This is a genomic window from Kitasatospora sp. NPDC094028 (genome assembly GCF_049543595.1).
GTDB lineage: Bacteria > Actinomycetota > Actinomycetes > Streptomycetales > Streptomycetaceae > Kitasatospora.
Genome location: NZ_JBMVFA010000015.1, coordinates 74818 through 91798 on the forward strand (window position 1 = coordinate 74818; position 16981 = coordinate 91798).

The 16981-nt window shown below is 75.3% G+C and carries 17 protein-coding genes; 11 read left to right on the forward strand and 6 right to left on the reverse strand.

Annotated features, from left to right (window positions below; translation table 11 throughout):
• Positions 1-265 precede the first annotated feature (265 nt).
• On the forward strand, positions 266-1834 hold the full coding sequence (locus ACPC54_RS22500) for a glycoside hydrolase family 18 protein (RefSeq protein WP_498967092.1): 1569 nt from the start codon (positions 266-268) through the stop codon (positions 1832-1834).
• Between the two features lie 179 nt (positions 1835-2013).
• Complete coding sequence (locus tag ACPC54_RS22505; RefSeq protein WP_498967093.1) at positions 2014-3417, forward strand: glycosyltransferase 87 family protein; 1404 nt, start codon at positions 2014-2016, stop codon at positions 3415-3417.
• A gap of 135 nt (positions 3418-3552) precedes the next feature.
• On the opposite strand, the gene ACPC54_RS22510 is transcribed toward ACPC54_RS22505, so the two are convergent.
• Entirely contained in the window at positions 3553-3969 is a 417-nt protein-coding gene (locus ACPC54_RS22510; RefSeq protein ID WP_045695806.1) for an SsgA family sporulation/cell division regulator, read from the reverse strand.
• 466 nt (positions 3970-4435) lie between these two features.
• Between ACPC54_RS22510 and ACPC54_RS22515 the strand changes: the two genes are divergently transcribed.
• Together ACPC54_RS22515 and ACPC54_RS22520 are read left to right on the forward strand one after the other, a co-directional pair.
• Positions 4436-5902 (forward strand): RDD family protein, encoded by a 1467-nt coding sequence (locus tag ACPC54_RS22515; protein ID WP_498967094.1) that lies wholly within the window; start codon positions 4436-4438, stop codon positions 5900-5902.
• A 106-nt stretch (positions 5903-6008) separates the two neighbouring features.
• Positions 6009-6725: an RDD family protein gene (locus ACPC54_RS22520; protein WP_498967095.1), complete on the forward strand. Its 717-nt coding sequence runs from the start codon at positions 6009-6011 to the stop codon at positions 6723-6725.
• Between the two features lie 54 nt (positions 6726-6779).
• Here ACPC54_RS22520 and ACPC54_RS22525 read toward each other — a convergent pair whose 3' ends face one another.
• The gene (locus ACPC54_RS22525) at positions 6780-7028 is read right to left on the reverse strand and encodes a hypothetical protein (RefSeq protein ID WP_498967096.1); all 249 of its coding nucleotides are present in this window, start codon (positions 7026-7028) and stop codon (positions 6780-6782) included.
• Between the two features lie 209 nt (positions 7029-7237).
• Between ACPC54_RS22525 and ACPC54_RS22530 the strand changes: the two genes are divergently transcribed.
• The 4 genes from ACPC54_RS22530 to mycP all read left to right on the forward strand — a co-directional run bounded on the left by ACPC54_RS22530 (position 7238) and on the right by mycP (position 11340).
• Positions 7238-7951, forward strand: coding sequence for an endonuclease V (locus tag ACPC54_RS22530; protein ID WP_498967097.1), 714 nt, complete (start codon positions 7238-7240; stop codon positions 7949-7951).
• A 100-nt stretch (positions 7952-8051) separates the two neighbouring features.
• Positions 8052-8495 carry a DUF2563 family protein gene (locus ACPC54_RS22535; RefSeq protein ID WP_498967098.1) on the forward strand — a complete coding sequence of 148 codons (444 nt, stop codon included), beginning with the start codon at positions 8052-8054 and terminating at the stop codon, positions 8493-8495.
• A gap of 36 nt (positions 8496-8531) precedes the next feature.
• A complete protein-coding gene (locus ACPC54_RS22540; protein ID WP_498967099.1) occupies positions 8532-9944 on the forward strand; it encodes a WXG100 family type VII secretion target in 1413 nt (470 codons plus the stop codon).
• A gap of 100 nt (positions 9945-10044) precedes the next feature.
• The gene (gene mycP / locus ACPC54_RS22545; RefSeq protein ID WP_498967101.1) at positions 10045-11340 is read left to right on the forward strand and encodes a type VII secretion-associated serine protease mycosin; all 1296 of its coding nucleotides are present in this window, start codon (positions 10045-10047) and stop codon (positions 11338-11340) included.
• A gap of 30 nt (positions 11341-11370) precedes the next feature.
• Here mycP and ACPC54_RS22550 read toward each other — a convergent pair whose 3' ends face one another.
• A complete protein-coding gene (locus ACPC54_RS22550) occupies positions 11371-12033 on the reverse strand; it encodes an NAD(P)-dependent oxidoreductase (protein WP_498967102.1) in 663 nt (220 codons plus the stop codon).
• A gap of 149 nt (positions 12034-12182) precedes the next feature.
• On the opposite strand from ACPC54_RS22550, the gene ACPC54_RS22555 reads away from it, so the two are divergent.
• Together ACPC54_RS22555 and ACPC54_RS22560 are read left to right on the forward strand one after the other, a co-directional pair.
• Complete coding sequence (locus tag ACPC54_RS22555; protein ID WP_498967103.1) at positions 12183-12563, forward strand: winged helix-turn-helix transcriptional regulator; 381 nt, start codon at positions 12183-12185, stop codon at positions 12561-12563.
• Positions 12564-12708: 145 nt separating this feature from the next.
• Positions 12709-13278, forward strand: a complete 570-nt coding sequence (locus ACPC54_RS22560; protein ID WP_498967104.1) for a DinB family protein — start codon at positions 12709-12711, stop codon at positions 13276-13278.
• 18 nt (positions 13279-13296) lie between these two features.
• Here the strand turns inward: ACPC54_RS22560 and ACPC54_RS22565 are convergent, their stop codons facing one another.
• Positions 13297-13743, reverse strand: coding sequence for a hypothetical protein (locus ACPC54_RS22565; RefSeq protein WP_498967105.1), 447 nt, complete (start codon positions 13741-13743; stop codon positions 13297-13299).
• Between the two features lie 784 nt (positions 13744-14527).
• Positions 14528-15109 carry a hypothetical protein gene (locus ACPC54_RS22570; protein ID WP_498967107.1) on the reverse strand — a complete coding sequence of 194 codons (582 nt, stop codon included), beginning with the start codon at positions 15107-15109 and terminating at the stop codon, positions 14528-14530.
• Positions 15110-15365: 256 nt separating this feature from the next.
• Here ACPC54_RS22570 and ACPC54_RS22575 point away from each other — a divergent pair, with 256 nt between their 5' ends.
• Positions 15366-16370 carry a hypothetical protein gene (locus tag ACPC54_RS22575; protein ID WP_498967109.1) on the forward strand — a complete coding sequence of 335 codons (1005 nt, stop codon included), beginning with the start codon at positions 15366-15368 and terminating at the stop codon, positions 16368-16370.
• A 13-nt stretch (positions 16371-16383) separates the two neighbouring features.
• Here ACPC54_RS22575 and ACPC54_RS22580 read toward each other — a convergent pair whose 3' ends face one another.
• Positions 16384-16974 (reverse strand): isochorismatase family protein, encoded by a 591-nt coding sequence (locus tag ACPC54_RS22580; protein WP_498967110.1) that lies wholly within the window; start codon positions 16972-16974, stop codon positions 16384-16386.
• Between the last annotated feature and the right edge of the window lie 7 nt (positions 16975-16981).

Here is a 16981-nt window from a genome sequence, read left to right on the forward strand (position 1 = left end):
AGCGAGGCGGGATCAGGAATGAGGAGCGGGGCCGGAAGTGGCCCGCTGAGGGGTCTTCCTTAACAACGGCCTAAGGGAGGTGTACCGCTGGCTCAGCCCGCCGGTTCGGCCCGGCCGCCGCCGCTAGCGTCGGTCACGCCCGGTCACCCGACCGGCCGGGCCGGCCGCCCAGGCCGTCCGAGCACGCCCGTGCCCGGACGGCGGACCCCGTGCGCACCCGCGCCCGGAGGGCGGCCGACCGCAGCCACCGCGGAGGTAACGCGCCATGACCACCCGACCCGCCCGCCGTTCCGGCCACCGTCGGCGCAGCCGCACGGGCGCGATCCTCGGGGCCTCCGCGGTCGCCGCCGCCCTGGTCACGGGCGGGGTCGTCGCGCTCGCGACCTCCGCCAGCGCCGCCTCGCTCGGCGCCGTCTACAGCCGCACCAGCAGCTGGGACTCCGGCTACACCGGCCAGTACCTGGTCACCAACCCGGACGGCGAGGCCATCGACGACTGGACGCTCAGCTTCGACCTGCCCGCCGGGGCGACGATCGGCTCGCTCTGGAACGCGACCTTCACCGCGGACGGGCAGCACGTGACCGTCAAGCCGGAGTCCTGGAACAAGCGGCTGGAGCCGGGCCGCAGCGTGGTGGTCGGCTTCGTCGCCCAGGCGGCCGGCGCGGCGCAGGCCGAGCCCGCCAACTGCCTGATCAACAAGGCCTCCTGCAAGGCCGGCGACGGCACCGTGCCGACCCCCTCGGGCCGGCCGACCGGTACGCCCACCGCCGCCCCGACCGCGTCCGCCTCCGCCTCCGCTTCCGGATCCGCTTCGCCGAGCGCCACGGCCACGGCGAAGCCGACCACCCCGGCGCCGGCCCCCACCCCGACCGCCACCCCCACGGCGACCGGTGCGCCCGTACCGCCGGCCGGTGCCGGGGCCGGCTTCGCCCCGTACGTCGACACCTCGCTCTATCCGCCCTACGACCTGGTCGCCACCGCCAGGGCCACCGGCGTGAAGACCTACAACCTCGCGTTCGTGGTCTCCGGCGGCGGCTGCCAGCCCAAGTGGGGCGGCGTCAGCGACCTCTCCGCCGACGCGGTGGCCGCCCAGATCGGCGCGCTGCGGGCGGTCGGCGGCGACGTCCGGATCTCCTTCGGCGGCGCCAACGGCAGCGAACTGGCCCTGGCCTGCGGCTCCACCGCCGACCTCACGGCCGCGTACCGGAAGGTCGTGGACGCGTACGGCGCCACCAAGCTGGACTTCGACGTCGAGGGCGGCGCGATCGCCGACGCCGCCGCCAACACCCGGCGTGCCCAGGCCGTCGCCCAGCTGCAGCAGGACGCCGCCGCCAAGGGCAAGGCGCTCGACGTCTCCTTCACCCTGCCCGCGCTGCCCTCCGGGCTAACCCAGGACGGCGTCGACCTGCTCGCCGGCGCGAAGGCCAACGGCGTCGCCATCGGTGCCGTCAACATCATGGCGATGGACTTCGGCGACGGCGTCGCCCCCGACCCGCAGGGCCGGATGGGCGGCTACGCGATCGCCGCGGCCACCGCCACCCAGGCCCAGGTGAGGAGCGTGCTCGGGCTGGACGACGCGGCCGCCTGGCGCAAGGTCGCGGTCACCCCGATGATCGGCGTCAACGACGTGGCCAGCGAGGTCTTCACCGTGGCCGACGCCAAGCAGCTCGCCGACTTCGCGGCGACCAAGCACCTCGCCTGGCTGGCCATGTGGTCCGGCACCCGGGACAAGGCCTGCGACGGCGGCGCCAAGGCCACCGCCGACGCGAGCTGCAGCAGCATCGTCCAGCAGCCGCTGGACTTCACCCGGGCCCTCGGCGCCTACACCGGCTGAGGCCTCTCCGGCGGCCCGGTCCGCCCCCCCCTGACGGCCCCGGCCGCCCGTGCTCCCACCGCAGCCGAGCACGGGCGGCCGGGGCACCATCATCACCGTACGTAGTCGAACGTGCCCGGGCCCGCCACGGCGGCATCCGGTATCGTCGCTGGTTGGCCGAGCGGCGGACGGAGTGAGCGGTGACAGCGGTGCAAGACGAGCGCAGCCAGGTGCGGACCGCACCCGACCCCTCGCCCGCCCCCCGTTCCGACCGGCTGCGACGCGCAGTCGGAGCCCCCGTGCTCGCGCTGCGCGAGGCCCCGCGCCGCCCGCTGCTGGCCGCCTCGGCCGTGGCGCTGCTGTCCCTGCTGGTGTACGCGGTGGTCCGCCACTTCGTCCACACCTCGATGGTGGACATGATCGTCTACCGCGCGGAGGGCGCCGCCGTCGCGAACGGCACCGACCTGTACGCACTGCGCGTCACCGAGTGGAACCTGCCCGCGACGTACCCGCCGTTCGCGGCGATGCTGTTCGTCCCGACCACCTGGTTCCCGGTCCCTGTCCTCCGGGTGGCGATCACTCTCGGCAACCTCGGGCTGCTCGCGCTGCTCACCCACCTGTCGTTCAAGCTGGTCGGCTGGCCGCGCCGCGAGCTGCGGCCGATCGGCGTCGTGCTGGTCACCGGCCTCGGCGTCTGGCTCGAACCGGTCTTCACCACGCTCCGCTACGGCCAGATCAACCTCGCGCTCGCCTGCCTGATCCTCTGGGACCTCACCCGCCCGGACGGCCGCCGCAGCAAGGGCGTGGCGATCGGCATCGCGGCCGGCATCAAGCTCACCCCCGGGCTGTTCGCCGTCTACCTGCTGGTCACCGGCCGCGTCCGGGCCGCGTTCGTCGCCGCCGGCACCTTCCTCGCCACCTTCCTGCTCGGCGCGCTCGTCCTGCCCGACGCCACCTGGGGCTTCTGGACCAAGTACCTCTACGACTCCTCCCGGGTCGGCAAGACCGAGATCGTCGACAACCAGTCGCTGCGCGGCGCCTTCGCCCGGCTGCTGCACACCGCCGAGCCCGGCACCGTCGCCACCCTCGGGGCCGGCCTGGTCGCGCTGGCCGGCCTCGCCGTCGCCGCCTGGGCCGTACGCAGCAGCCGCTGGCTGCCGCGCGCCGAGGCCTGGGGCGTCTGCTGCGCGGCCGTCACCGCCGTGCTCATCTCCCCGATCAGCTGGACCCACCACTGGGTCTGGTGCGTGCCGCTCCTCGTCCTGCTCGCCGCCGAGGCCTCCGCCGAGCACGCCCGACCGGCCGCCGTGCGCCGGCCGCGCTGGCGGGTCGTGTTCTGGGCCACCCTGGTCGCCTTCCTGTCCTTCGCCATGTGGGCCGCCAAGCCCCTCGGCCCGGCCGTCCTCCACATGTCACCGCTGCGCCAGCTGCCGACCTCCGTCTATCCGTGGGTCGGGCTCTGCTTCCTGCTCGCCGCCGCGATCCGGACAAGGGCCCGGCGCCGCTCCGCCGGTGCCCCGCTCGTCCGGCTCCCCGGCCAGCGCGGCGGCGACGGCGGCCCGGATGCCGCCCGCGGCCGTCAGCAGGCCCCCGCGGCCCGCTGAGCCGGCGGGGGTGCCGCGCCCGTCGTCGGCCGGCCGGCCGGTCGGCGTCCGGCCGGTCGGCGTCCGGTCGGCCGCGTCCCGGGCCAGGGCCTGCTGCTGCGTCTGCACGTGCCAGTGCACGCTGCGGCGCACGGCCTAGGCGAGCAGCTCGGCGAGCGAGCCGTCCATGTCGAGCGTGGACATCTCGCTGCCCGGCGGGACCAGCCGGTGCGCCCGCTCCAGCCAGGCCGCCACGGCCGGCAGCGGGGCCTCCAGCAGCGCGTCCCCGGCCGGGGAGCTGAGCGCCAGGCACAGCACGCTGCGCCGGCCCGAGCGGGTCGGCCAGATCCGCACGTCGCCCTGGCCGCAGGGGCGGAAGGTGCCCTCGACCAGCAGCTCGCGGGCGAACACCCAGGTCACCGGGTTGCCGGTGTCCAGGTGGAAGGTGACGTAGACGGCGTACGGGTCGTGGCTGCCGTACGACAGCCGGGCCGGGACGGGGACGCTGTGCTCCGGGGAGAGCACCAGGTTCAGTTCCAGCTCGTGCTCGACGACGCTGACGGGACGTTCCATGACCGTCTTCCTCTCTGCTCCGCGACCTCCGACCGCCGCTCGGCGGCCTTCGGTCGTGCCCGCTTCCGGGCCCTGTGACCTTTGAGAGGGGGGTCGGCGCGGGCTCTTACACGCGTTTCCCGAATTTCTTCGAGAAGTTCGGCGGGAGGTGGTGAACGGCCGGGCGCGGGGCGCGCGGGCGGCCGTCGCGCGCCCAGGAGCCGGGGGCCGCCCATACCCCGCGCGGCCCCCGGCTGTCCGGGGATTCGCCAAGCTCCCGCCGCCGCCCCGGCGAGGTACTACCCTTTGTGACTGCCCGGCGACTGTCCGCCCACCGGTGGCGCCCCCACGCGCGCCGCGCGCCGCGCGCCGGGCGCCGGGCGCCAGGCGCACGCGGGCGCATGCCGCCCCCGCCCACTCTCGACGGCCGCCCGGCCGCACCGGACACCCCCGGCCCCCGCCGGGACCTGCCAGGAAGAAGACCCCCATGACGGACCGCCCCATCGCCGCCGACGGCGACCCGGCCGTCGCACCCGAGCCGGGGTACTACCCGGACCCGTCCATCCCCGGCTTCGTCCGGTACTGGGGCGGCTCGGCCTGGGTGCCCGGCACCAGCCGTCTCGCGCCCGCCGAGGGCGAGGTGCTGGAACCGCCCCGCTTCGCCACCCGGCGGCCCGCGCCGGGCGGGGTCGCGGCCGGGGCGCGGGCGGTGCCGCCGCCGGTGGTGCCGGTGGTGGTGCCCGAGGAGCCGGTGCCGTTGCCGGTGCCGTCGTCAGGGCCGTCGTCGCCCTCGCCCTTGCCCGGGGTGGCGGCGCGGCCCGGGGCGGCGCGGGACGGCTCCGGGGACACCGGGCCGGTGTACCTCGACCAGACCACGGGCGGGGCGTCCTTCGTCCTCGGGCCGCGGGCGGCGGAGGTGGTCGGCGGACCGGTGTTCCGGACGGTCGACGCGCCGGGAGCGGAGCTCGCGGAGGGGGGCCCGAGGGCCGGTGCGGTCGGGGCCGGTCCGGCCTCGGAGACCTCCGGGTGGCAGGCCGACCCGCGGACCCAGCGCGGACTGCTGGAGACCGGGGGTGCGCCGCGCTGGGTCTCCTGGGGGGTGCTCCCGGGGGCGCCCGAGGCGGAGGAGGGGCGTGCGGAGGACGAGCGTGCTCCGGTTCCCGTGGAGGTGGCCGCCGCCGTCGCGCCGGCCATGGCGGTGGCGGTGCGGGAGGCGGTGCGGGAATCGGCGCGGGAGGCGGCGGCGCCGGTCGTGGAGCGCGGCGGGTCCGTTGCTTCGGGGGAGCGCGCCGAGCCTGCCGAGGCCCTCGCACCTGCCTCTGCGCCTGCCTCTGCGCCTGACCCTGACCCCGCGCCCACGCCCTCGCCCGGACGGGCGGCCGCCACCGCCGTGCTGCCCGCCGCCCGGCCGGCCCGGGACGCCGCCGTCCGGCGCCGCCCCGCTCCGCCGGTGCCGGCCGGGCTCGGGCGCCGGCTGGCCGCCCGGACCGTCGACACCCTCGTCCTGCTGGCCGTCGCCGCGGCCGCCGGCATCCCGCTCGGCCGCTCGGTGTCCGACCACCTCCAGCAGAAGTTCGACCAGGCCAAGATGGCCAGCGCCCTCACCCACCGCCAGGTCCAGGTCTGGCTGGTGGACGGCGTCGTGGTGGGGAAGGCCGCCGTGCTGCTCGGCATCCTGCTGTTCGTCGGGCTGCTCTACGAGGTGCTGCCGACCGCCCGTACCGGCCAGACCTTCGGCAAGCGGCTGGCCCGCATCCGGGTGGTGGACGCCACGCGCGGCGACCGGGCCCCCGCCGGCCGCACCCGGCTGAGCCTCGGCCGCTCGCTGCTGCGATGGGTCGTCAGGCAGCTCGGGGCGGTGCTGCTGCTCGGCCTGGTCTGGCCGCTGCTGGACCGCCCGGCCCGCCGCGGCTGGCAGGACCGGGCCGCCCGGACCCGGGTGGTGCGTGGCTGAGGGCGCCGTCCGGCCCGGCCCGGGGGCCGGCGCCCGCTCGCGGGGCGGGCGGCAAAACGGACTGAATGTCCCTAAACGTGCGAATCCGTGATGTTCTACTCGGGGGATGAGCACCTACGACCCCTCGAACCCTGAGCCGGAGAAGGGCGGCAAGCCCTCCTTCGACAAGCAGCCCTCGCAGCCGGGCGGCGGCCCGTCCGACAGTCCGTCCGACAGCCCGTCCGGCAGCCCGTCCGGCGGGGAACCGGACGGCCCCGGCGCGTACGGCGGCACCTACGGCGGGGCCCCGGCCGGGGCGTACGGCCAGTACGGAAACCAGTACGGGCGGAACCCGTACGACCAGCCCCCGACCGGTCCCGCCGGGTACGGGACGCCCGGCGCCGGACCCGTCCCCGGCATGCCGGCGCTCGGCACCTGGCCCCGGCGCATCCTGGCCCGCCTGATCGACTACCTGCTCATGCAGGCCATCGGCGCGGCCATCGTCGCGCCCTTCGTCGACCTCGGCACCCGCAACGGCGAGGCGAGCGCGTTCTGGCTCGCCTCGCTCATCTACCTCGTCTACGAGGCCCTGATGCTCAGCCACGACGGCCAGACCCTCGGCAAGAAGGCGGTGAAGATCCGCGCCGCCATGCTGGTCGACGGGAGCACGCCCACCCAGGCCGCCGCCTGGACCCGCGCCGCCGTCTTCATCCTGCCCGCCGTGCTCTGCTGCGCCGGCCTCTGGTGGATCGTCGACGGCGTGTTCGGCGTCTTCGACAAGCCCTACCGGCAGTGCATCCACGACAAGGCCGCGAAGACCGTCGTGGTCACCACGGAGGTCTGAGGGTCCGGCAGGTGCCCGGGGGGCGAGCCCGGTGGCGTCCCGGCGCCGCCGGGCTCAGTGCTGCCGGACGTGGGCGCGGCCGGTCGCCGGGGACAAGGGCTCGGCCCGGCCCGCCGACCCGGGCCGCCGGTCCGAGGCGGACAGCGACAACAGCGTCACCGCGGTACCGAGTGCCAGCGCGAACCCCACCAGCACCGAGACCGCCAGGACGCCCGTGGCGCCCGAGACGGCCAACAGGGCCACCGTGGCGGCGACGACGGTGAACGAGCCGAGGCAGAGCTGGCCGGCGGACGGACGCGGCATGACTGAGGTCCTTCGCACGTCGGGGGGAACGGGCGGGAGCGGTTCCGACTCCAGGACACCTGTCCGGCACGGGAGTTCGGTGGTTCCAGGGTAGGCCCGCAAGCCGGGGGCACACGGGGGCGCACGGGCTCACCGCGGGGTCGTCCGTCCGCCTCGGTACGGTGAGGACGTTTTCGTGTCCGTCGATCCGCGAACCGGGGGAACCGTCCGTGCCCATCCCTGCCGACTGGCCCACCACCGAGACCGAGGCGCTCGCCGAGCAGGAACGGCTCCGGCCGCTCGTCCTCGCCCGGGACGAAGAAGAGGACGGCCCGAGCGCTCCCGGCCGGCTGATCGCGGGCGTCGACGTCGCCTACGACGACGAGCACGACCTCGTCGCGGCCGCCGCCGTCCTGCTCGACCGGGACACTCTCGACGTCGTGGAACAGGCCACCGCGGTCGGGCGGATCGCCTTCCCCTACATCCCCGGACTCCTCGCCTTCCGCGAACTCCCCGCCGTCCTCGACGCCCTGGCCGCGCTCGGCCGCACCCCCGACACCGTCGTCTGCGACGGCTACGGCCTCGCCCACCCCCGCCGCCTCGGCCTCGCCAGCCACCTCGGCGTCCACACCGGGCTGCGCACCCTCGGCGTCGCCAAGACCCCTTTCGTCTTCGAGAACCGCGAACCCGGCTCCGAACGCGGCTCCTGGAGCCCGCTCACCGACCCCGCCACCGGCGAGGAGGTCGGCCGCGCCGTCCGGACCAGGCCCGGGGTCAAGCCCGTCTACGTGTCGGTCGGCCACCGCATCGGCCTCGACACCGCCGTCCGCACCACCCTCGACCTCGCCCGCCGGTACCGCCTCCCCGAGACCACCCGGCACGCCGACGCGCTCTGCCGCCGTGCCCTCGCCGACGCCCTGCGTGCCAGGGCGGACACGAACTGACGCTGGCCCAGGCCGAATTCGACCCCGCTGTGTTAGACATGTCGCACCGGGGCGGCCCCCGGCACGGACGGACGGACGCACGCACGGGGGAGGCGCCGAAATGTCAACGGGAACCGGCTCGACCGGGGGAGCCGGACAGGGCTACCGCGTCGAGGTCGAACAACTCCGCACCTTCGCGGGCCACGTCCGGGTCATGCTCCGCACCTTCCAGAACGACGCCAACGGCACCACCACCCACGGGCGCACCGCGGTCGGCAGGAGCGCCTTCGGCACCTTCGTCGAGGCCACCGAACTGCACGACCGCTACCAGGGCATGCGTGACGCGCTGCGGGACATCCTCAACGCGCTGGAGAAGGCCGTCGACGAGGCCCAGCACAACGCCGAACTCACCGCCACCGGCTACGAGGAGCACGAGAACCACGCCGCCGAGAGCCTCAAGCTCGCCGGAGACGGCTGGTCCGCGGCCAACCCCACCGCCGCGGCGGAGGCCGCCTACCGGACCAACCTCCACCCGACCGCGGGCCGCAACACGACCGTCAGCTGATCACCGGCCCGCACCCGAACGGAGGGGAGATCACTCATGGGCTACACCAACTTCCATGACTTCAGCCACGCCGACCTGCGCAAGATGGCCCAAGCCCTCGACCCCGGCGCGGTCATGGCGGCCGGTGACCCCTGGCACAAGGCCGCGGCGGCCCTCAAGGACATCCGCCAGCGCCTCAACCGCTTCAGCGGCGAAGCGATCGACAGCTGGGAGGGTGCCACCAGCGACGCCTTCCACGCCCGCATGCTCGACCTGGCCAACAAGATCAACACCGCCGCCGCCTACGCCCAGGACGCGGGGAACGCGCTGCACGACATGTCCGAGGCGATGGCCAAGGCCAAGCGTGACATGCCCGAGGAGCCGGGCTGGTGGGACCAGCGGAAGGACGACGTGGGCGGCCTCTTCTCCGACGACGACCACATCCGCGTCGTCGACCGGAAGAAGGCCGAGGCGGTCGAGGTCATGCAGACGCTCGCGATGCACTACCGGGTGTCGACCACGGCGTTGAAGGTGCCGCCGCCGCTGGGGACTCAGGGGAAGTACGACGACGTCCGCGACGCCGGATCCCAGGCCGACCCGAGCGGAGCCGCGGCCGCGGCGGCGGCAGTGGTGTCCTCGGCCGGTGCGACCGGCACGCCGATGCGTGCCGAGCGGAGCCCGGCGCCGCAGCGGTCGACGCCCCCCGTGGCGTCGAAGGCGAAGACCGTCGCGGCGAGGAGCGCGTCCGTGCCGACCGACTCGGGCATCAAGGGCGGCACGGCGCAGGCTCCGCCGAAGCCGTCCGGCTCGGGGAGCCGGGTTCCGGCGGCCGGCATCTCCGGCACCCCGGTGTCGACGCCCACCGGGAGCGTGCCCAGCCCCGCCACCGCGGGGACCCAGACCTCGGTGCTGAGCACCACGCAGGCCGTGACACCTGGCACCGGGCCGTTCGGCGGTGGCGGCGGGCAGGAAGTGCGGCCCACGGCGCCCACGGCGCCCACGACGGTCTCGCCGGTCGTGCCGATCACGGGGCAGGGCAAGGTGGTCGGCCCCGGCGGAAGGGAACTGCCGGATGGCGCACCGCCGGTGGAGGGAACCGGGCCGCGCGAGGGCCGAGCAGTCGGCGGCGGTACGGGCACCGGGGGCGGTGGTCGGGGCGCGGCTGCCGCCAAGCCGGGAGGCGGGCCGCCGGGACGGCCGGGCGGTGTCGTGGGCGAACCGGTGCGGCCCGGTGAGCCGCGGGGCAAGCAGGCGTTCACGGAGGGCGGTTCCGGGCTGGGCGCCCGGAACCGACCGGCCGGTGCGCCCGGCGTCGGCGTGCCGGGCGGTGTGCCCCACGGCATGCCGATGAGTGAGGGACAGCGTCGGAGGAAGGGCGCGGGGAAGGACGGCAAGCGGCCGGACTACCTCGTCGAGGACGAGGAGACCTGGGCGTCGGACCAGCCCGCCAACCCGAACGTGGTGAAATGAGGCCGTCCGTCAACGGACGGTGATCGGACCGCATCCCGCAGATCGGTGATCTGTGGGATGCCTCGCTGAGTGGGGTGAACCAGGTTTGACGCGCCGCCGGTTGGCACGAGGGACGGCGGCCCTGGCCGCCGGGGCACTGCTGTGGGGCGTCGCCGCGCCGGGGGCGTCGGCCGACCAGATCCGGGACCAGCAGTGGGCCCTGAAGACCTTCGAGGCCGAGACGAAGGTCTGGCCGGTCAGCCAGGGCGAGGGCGTGGTCGTCGCCGTGATCGACAGCGGAGTGAACCAGGACCACCAGGACCTGACCGGGCAGGTACTGCCGGGGGCCGACTTCTCCGGCGCGGGCGCGGACGGCCGTTCCGACAGCGACGGCCACGGCACCGGGATGGCCAGCCTGATCGCCGGGCACGGACACGGCGCGCGGTCGGGCGTGATGGGCCTGGCCCCGAAGGCGAAGATCCTGCCGGTGAAATTGAAGATGGCGGACGACAACTTCGACTTCGGGCAGAACTCCGTCCCGAACGGGATCCGGTTCGCGGTGGACCACGGCGCCAAGGTGATCAACATGTCCCTCGGCGGGCTGGACCAGTACGACTCCGACGCCCGCAAGGCCGTCGCCTACGCCGTGTCGAGGGACGTCGTGGTGGTCGCCGCCACCGGCAACGACGGCACGACGCGGGTCGGCTACCCGGCGGCGTTCCCCGGCGTGGTGGCCGTGGGAGCGGTCGATTCCAAGGGAACGGTGTGGACGGGCTCCACGACCGGGCCGGAGACCACCCTGGTGGCGCCCGGTGCGGAGATCTACCGCGCCACCGCGAAGTCGACCACGAGCTACGGGGTGGCGGACGGCACGTCCGACTCCGCCGCCTACGTGTCCGCCACCGCGGCGCTGATCCGGTCCAAGTACCCGGGTCTGTCGGCGGGGCAGGTGATCACGCGGATGATCAAGTCCGCCACCCGGCCCGCGGACGGCTCATTGCTGCCGAACGACCGCTACGGGTACGGGCTGGTGTCGCCGGCCAAGGCGCTGGAGGCGAATCCGGCGGTGGACGACGGGCCCCGGACGAACCCGCTGGCCGAGCGGAAGGAGTCGCAGGGGGCGCCGCCGGAGGACGACCGGTCGGAGGTGCCGTCCGTGCCGCCGGTGACGCCGAGCCATAGCGGGAACGGCACGGGCTTTCCGTTCGGGGTGGTACTGGCGGTGGCAGCCGTGGTCGTGGTCGGCGGGATCGCCGTGGTCGTGGCGCTGGCCGTGCGGGCGCGCCGCCGGAGCGAGCGGCGCGCGGCCGTGGAGGAGGCGGCGCAGCTGTACTACGCAGCCCAGCACCCGTACGCGCAACCGCCGCTGCCGCCCCAGCCGCCGTACGGCGCCCCCGGCCCCGGGCCGCATCAGTGAGCGCGGAGCCACTCCTCCCGTCCCCCACGGCTACTCGGCGACGGCGACCTGTTCCCGGTGGTGGGCCGGCGCGGTGAGTTCGTCGACGATGGCGACTGCGAGGTCGGCCTGGGCGATCCGGGGCCCGAGGACCTGCGGTCCGCCGACCCGGTAGCGGCCGGTGCCGGGGTCGGTGCGGTCGAGCTCCATGGGCGGGGTGACGACGACCCAGTCGAGCTCGGCGGGCGCGTCGTGGAGCAGGTCGAGGGCGGTGGCGTGGCCGAGTGAGAAGGCGCGGTACGCCTCGGGGAACTCGGGGTCGTCGTGGACGGCGGTGCCGGGCGCGGTTTCCAGGGTGGTGGCCACGCCGACGCTCACGAGGCGCGGGACGCCGGCCTGCCGCAGTCCGGTGACGAGGGCGGTGGTGGCGGCGCGGTAGAACTCGGTGGACGGGGTGTCCGGCGTGTAGACGGAGCTGACGGCGGCGGCGTGTCCGCGCGCGCCGGCCGCGACGGCGGCCGGGTCGGTGACGTCGCAGCGCAGCAGCCGGACGCCGGGCCCGGCGAGGTCGGCGTGCCGGTCGGGCTCGCGGACGGCGGCGGTGACGGTGAGCCCGCGCCGCCGGGCCTGTGCGACGACGGCCCGGCCGACCTGGCCGCCCGCGCCGTAGACGATGACGTCGGTGTGCTGCGGCTCCCCGTGGGTGCTGGTCATGGCGGTCTCCCGTCCGCTCGTGCGGGGGCGCTGTCGCCCGCCGCTGCCGGGACGGTAGTCCGGGGGGTGCCGGTTACTTCAACGGTACCGGCGGCCAACGGCGGTGATCTCCGGGGCGGTTCGGTCGGGGCCGGGGTACGGTCGACGGCATGACGCAGACCGATCCCGCGCCGCTGCCGGCCGATCTCTTCCCCGCCGACTGCCCGGTGCCGGCGGTTCCGGTGCTGGGCAGCCGGAAGTGGGCCTGGCGGATCATCCGCTGCCTGGAGGACGGGCCGCGCCGGTTCTCGGAGCTCCGGGTGCCGCTGGCGGGCATCACCGCCAAGGTGCTGGCGGAGTCGCTGCGGTCGATGGAGCAGGACGGCGTGCTGGTCCGGACGGAGTTCGACGAGAACCCGCCGCGGGTCGAGTACGCGCTGACGCCGCTGGGCCGGACGCTGCTCGGGCCGATGGACGCGATGTGCGAGTGGAGCCGGGAGAACCTGGCCGGTCTGCTGGCGGCCCGGGCGGAGCACGAGCGCGAGCACTGAGCGGTGCCGTCCGGCCCCGGGCACTGAGCGGTGCCGTTCGGCACCGGGCACCGGGCGCCGCCCCCCCGGGCGCTGGCGGTATTTCGGTGTCCGCTGGCGACGATGCCGCTGGTGGGAGGCCCGGCGGGGCGGCCATGCTGGGCCCATGAGCGCTTCTGAGTACGCCGCCGGCGCGGCCGACGAGATCACCCCGGACACCAAGGACTGGACCTGGGTGCTGGAACGCCCGTGCGCCGACTGCGGGTTGGACACCCCGGCCGTGGTGCGGGAGGACGTGGCCGGGATGGTCCGGGCGAACGCGCGGGCCTGGCTGGAGCTGCTGGCGGAAGGCGACGAGGCCGAGCTGCGCCGCCGCCCGGCGCCGGGGACCTGGTCGTCGCTGGAGTACGCCTGCCACGTCCGGGACGTCTTCCGGCTGTTCCACGTCCGGCTGAACCTGATGCTCGACCAGGACGGCCCGCTGTTCCCGAACTGGGAGCAGGACGAGACGGCCGTCGCCGAGCGCTACGGCGAGCAGCTGCCGCGGACGGTGGCCGGGGAGCTGGCGGAGGCGGCGGAGACGCTGGCCGCGGCCTTCGAGGCGGTGGCGGGGGAGCAGTGGCACCGCACCGGCGACCGGTCGGACGGCGCGCGCTTCACGGTGGAGTCCTTCGCCCGCTACCTGATCCACGACCCGGTCCACCACCTCTTCGACGTGACCGGCGAGCGGGTCTGAGGGAGGCCGCCGGGGAGGTCACCAGCCGGAGGCCTCGCGCAGCATGGTGCGGCGGAGCCGGCCGGCCACGCTGGCGGTGTCGGTGCCGATCACGTCGGCGATCTCGGGGGCGGCGAGGCCGACCACGTAGTGCAGGATCGCGAGGTCGTCGTCGGCCGGATGGCGGTCCGGCTCGGCGGGTTCGTGCCGGGTGTGCTCGGCGACGGTGCCGCGCAGGATCTGCCAGGCGAGTGCGGTGGGGTTGGAGCTGCCTAGTAATTCGCGCCAGTGCACGGCGATTTCGGCGAAGGCCTGCTGGACGGCGGCAGCCGCGGCGCTGTGCTCGGTCAGCCACACGCGGGCGTAGCTGAGGTACCGGGGGCGGTGGAGTTCGCAGAAGGCGGCGAACTCCAGCGGCACGTCCTCCGGTTCGCCCGGGCCGGCCTCGGGGGCCGGTCCGGCGGAACTCGCGTGACGGTTGGTCATCTCGTCTTCTCGGCAACGGAGATGGGTATCTGACGGTCGATCATCTGTGCTCACTCTACGGTAGGCCCTCGGTGCACTGGGTGACCAATCCGATGGAATGCCCGGAACCCGCCGCCGCCCGTCCGGTTCCGGTGGCGGCCGCTGCGGCGCGCCGGCGGCGGTGCGCGGCCGGGGCCGCGGGGCGGTGCCGGGGAGGCGGGGTCGGGGGTCGGGCGGGGGAGGGTCGCGCAGTGGTTCCGGGGGCGTTGTTGCGAGCACGTCGTAGCTGGTCAGAGGGTGTGGAACGGCGGTGGCCGCAAGGCGGTTGATGTGCCACCGTAGGCCCTGCGGGGGCCGGCGTCCACGCCCACGGCGCGAAGCCGTGTCCGCGCGACCGCGCGCGCAACCGCGCCCGCGTCCGCGGGTGTCATCATCCGCACCCGGACGGCCCCGGCCGCGGCCGGGCAGGCGGTCGTGGCGGCGTTGCCTCCGGTGCCGGGCGGCGGACCGCCGCGGGCAGGGGGGCGTGCGCGGGGTGGGCGCGCTGCGGATGCGCTGGATCGGGCACTCGCCGCGCGCCGGGGCGGACGTGGTGGCGGACGGCGCACTCGCCCTGCTGGCCGCCACCGTGCGCATCGACCATGACCCGGCGGTCCGGACCCGGAGGGCGGACGCGGTCACGGTCGGCGGGCGGCGGCCGGACGTCGGCGCACCGGAACGCCAGGGGCCCGGGAGGTCGGGATCCCGGGGTGACAGGAGATCGGGATGACAGGAGATCGGGGGTGCAGCGGTCGGGGTCGGGGGGTCAGGAGGTGGTGCGCGCCTTCGCCGGGGCGGCGGACGGCTCGGCGGGGACCGGTGGGGCGAGGTCGTCGACGGCGGTGCCGCGCTCGACCTGGGCGGGGAAGGACTCGACGGCCCGTCGGGCGAGCCTGGCCGCGGCCTCCTCGCGCTCGCACGGGTGCGCCGTGCCGGCCTCGTGCCCGGGTCCGGCTTCGCGCTCGTGCCCGGCTTCGCCCGCGGGCCCGGCAGCGCCCTCGTGCGCCGTGCGCCGCTGCCGGCCGAGCGCGGCCCGGGCGGCGTGCTCCTCGGCCAGCTGTCTCGCCGTCAGATACGCCTGAACGGCCGCCATGCCGTAGACCGGCTGGATGAGTTGGTGGCCCTTGAAGAAGGGTCTGGCCGGCGCGAACCCGGCGGCGACCACGAGGTCGCGGATCTCCGCTATCTCCGCCTCGCTGCGGGCGGTGAAGCGGACCTCCCAGCCTTTCTTGTACGTATGGCCCTTCTCGCCGCTGCGGCGGGCCGGGTCCGGGCGGCGGACGTATCCGGGCAGACGGCCGAGGCGGAGCTGGGCCGCGCGGAGGCCGGCGGTCTCGTCACGTGACATGACGTAAGCCTAGGCAATCCCCGGGGTGGGATTGACGTCCGGAGGGTCCCTCGGCGTATGCCTTTGATCACTCTGGGTCAGAGGTCCAGGTCGCTGATCGCTTTCGATCGGGTTCGACAACCTCGTGAGCGGCAATTACTCCGAATGGGTGAGGGTATGAGGACTTTAGTGCAGGCCGATCCCGGTTTCGCGACGGTTGAGTAACAGTGCGTCAGGCAGCCGGTCGCGGGCCGGGGCCGTTGGGGATGGTGTCGGCATGAGCTACCGGATTCCCTCGCCGCCGCCGTCTCTTGAGGAGCTGGCGAAGCGTCAGCAGAACGTCGTCACCGCGAGCCAGCTGCGCGCCAGGGGCGTGCCGGGCCGGATCGTCACCGAGCACTGCCGCCGCGGCGGCCCCTGGCAGCGGCTGCTGCCCAGGGTCTACCTGCTGCAGACCGGCGAGCCCACGCCGGAGCAGCGGATGTGGGCCGCGCTGCTGTACGCCGCGCAGAACGGCCGCGAGGAGGGCCGCCGCGAGGGCGCGGTGATCACCGGGGCGGCCGCGCTGGCGCTGTACGGCTTCGCCGCCGTGCCCCGGCTGCCCGCGGTGACCGGGGTGGACGTCCTGGTGCCCCGTCAGCGCCGGCTCAAGGACGCCGGCGAGGTGCGGATCCGGCGCACCGAACGGGAGTTGGAGGCCCGCTCGGTGCACGGCCTGGCCTGCGCGCCGGTGGCCCGCGCGGTCGCCGACGCGCTGCTGGAGTGGACGGCGCGGCCGGGCGCCGCGGCGCCGCTGCGCGCGGTGCTGCGGGAGGCCGTGTCCCGCCCCGAAAGCCGCTGCACCGTGCGGGAGTTGGTGGCCGAGCTGACCGAGTGCGGGCTGGCCGGCGAGCCCCGGGTGCGCGCCGCGCTCGACGAACTGCTCGCCGCCGAGCGGGACTTCACCATCGCCGAGCTCGGCCGGCTGGTGTCCGGGTGGCCGCTGCCCGCCGCGCTGCGCGGCCCCGAGCTGCGGATGCGCGGCGGCACCTACATCGCCGTCCCGGACCTCTACTGGCCGGAGCGCGGTGTCGCGGTCGAGGTGGACTCGGAGCTGCGCTGCGTCAGCGACGGCGAGGCGGCCTGGGTGCGCGGCGGCCAGCACCGGATGGAGTACCTGGGGATCCGGGTGGTGTACGTGTCCGGCGCCCGGCTGGCCGCGGACCCGGAGGGGGTCGGCGAGGAACTGCGCGAGGCCTACCGGGCCGGCGGCACGGACGTGGTGGAGCTGCTGGCGGTCTGAGCGGGCACCGGCGTCAGGAGCGGACCATCGGGGTGCCGACCAGCTCGACCCCGGCCGCCCGCAGCTCCTCCAGCGCGGCGGCGGTGGTCTCCGGCGCGACCCCGGCGGTGAGGTCGAGCAGCACCCGGGTGGTGAAGCCGGCCCGCGCCGCGTCCAGGGCGGTCGCCCGGACGCAGTGGTCGGTGGCGATGCCGACCACGTCGATCTCGTCGACCTGCCGCTCGCGCAGCCACTCGACCGGGCCGCGGTTGTTCTCGTCCAGGCCCTCGAAGCCGCTGTACGCCGCCGAGTAGGCGCCCTTGTCGAAGACGGCCTCGACCGCGCCGGAGATCACGGAGGGCGCGAAGTTGGGGTGGAAGCCGACGCCCTCGGTGCCGGCGACGCAGTGCACGGGCCAGCTGGTGACGTAGTCGGGCTCGGTGGAGAAGTGCTCGCCCGGGTCGATGTGGTGGTCGCGGGTGGCGAGGATGTGGTGGTAGCCGGGGGAGGACTCGGCGATCAGGTCGGTGATGGCGGCCGCCACCTCGGCGCCGCCGGCGACGGCCAGGCTGCCGCCCTCGCAGAAGTCGTTCTGCACGTCGACGACGATCAGTGCCCGGTGCATGGTTCGC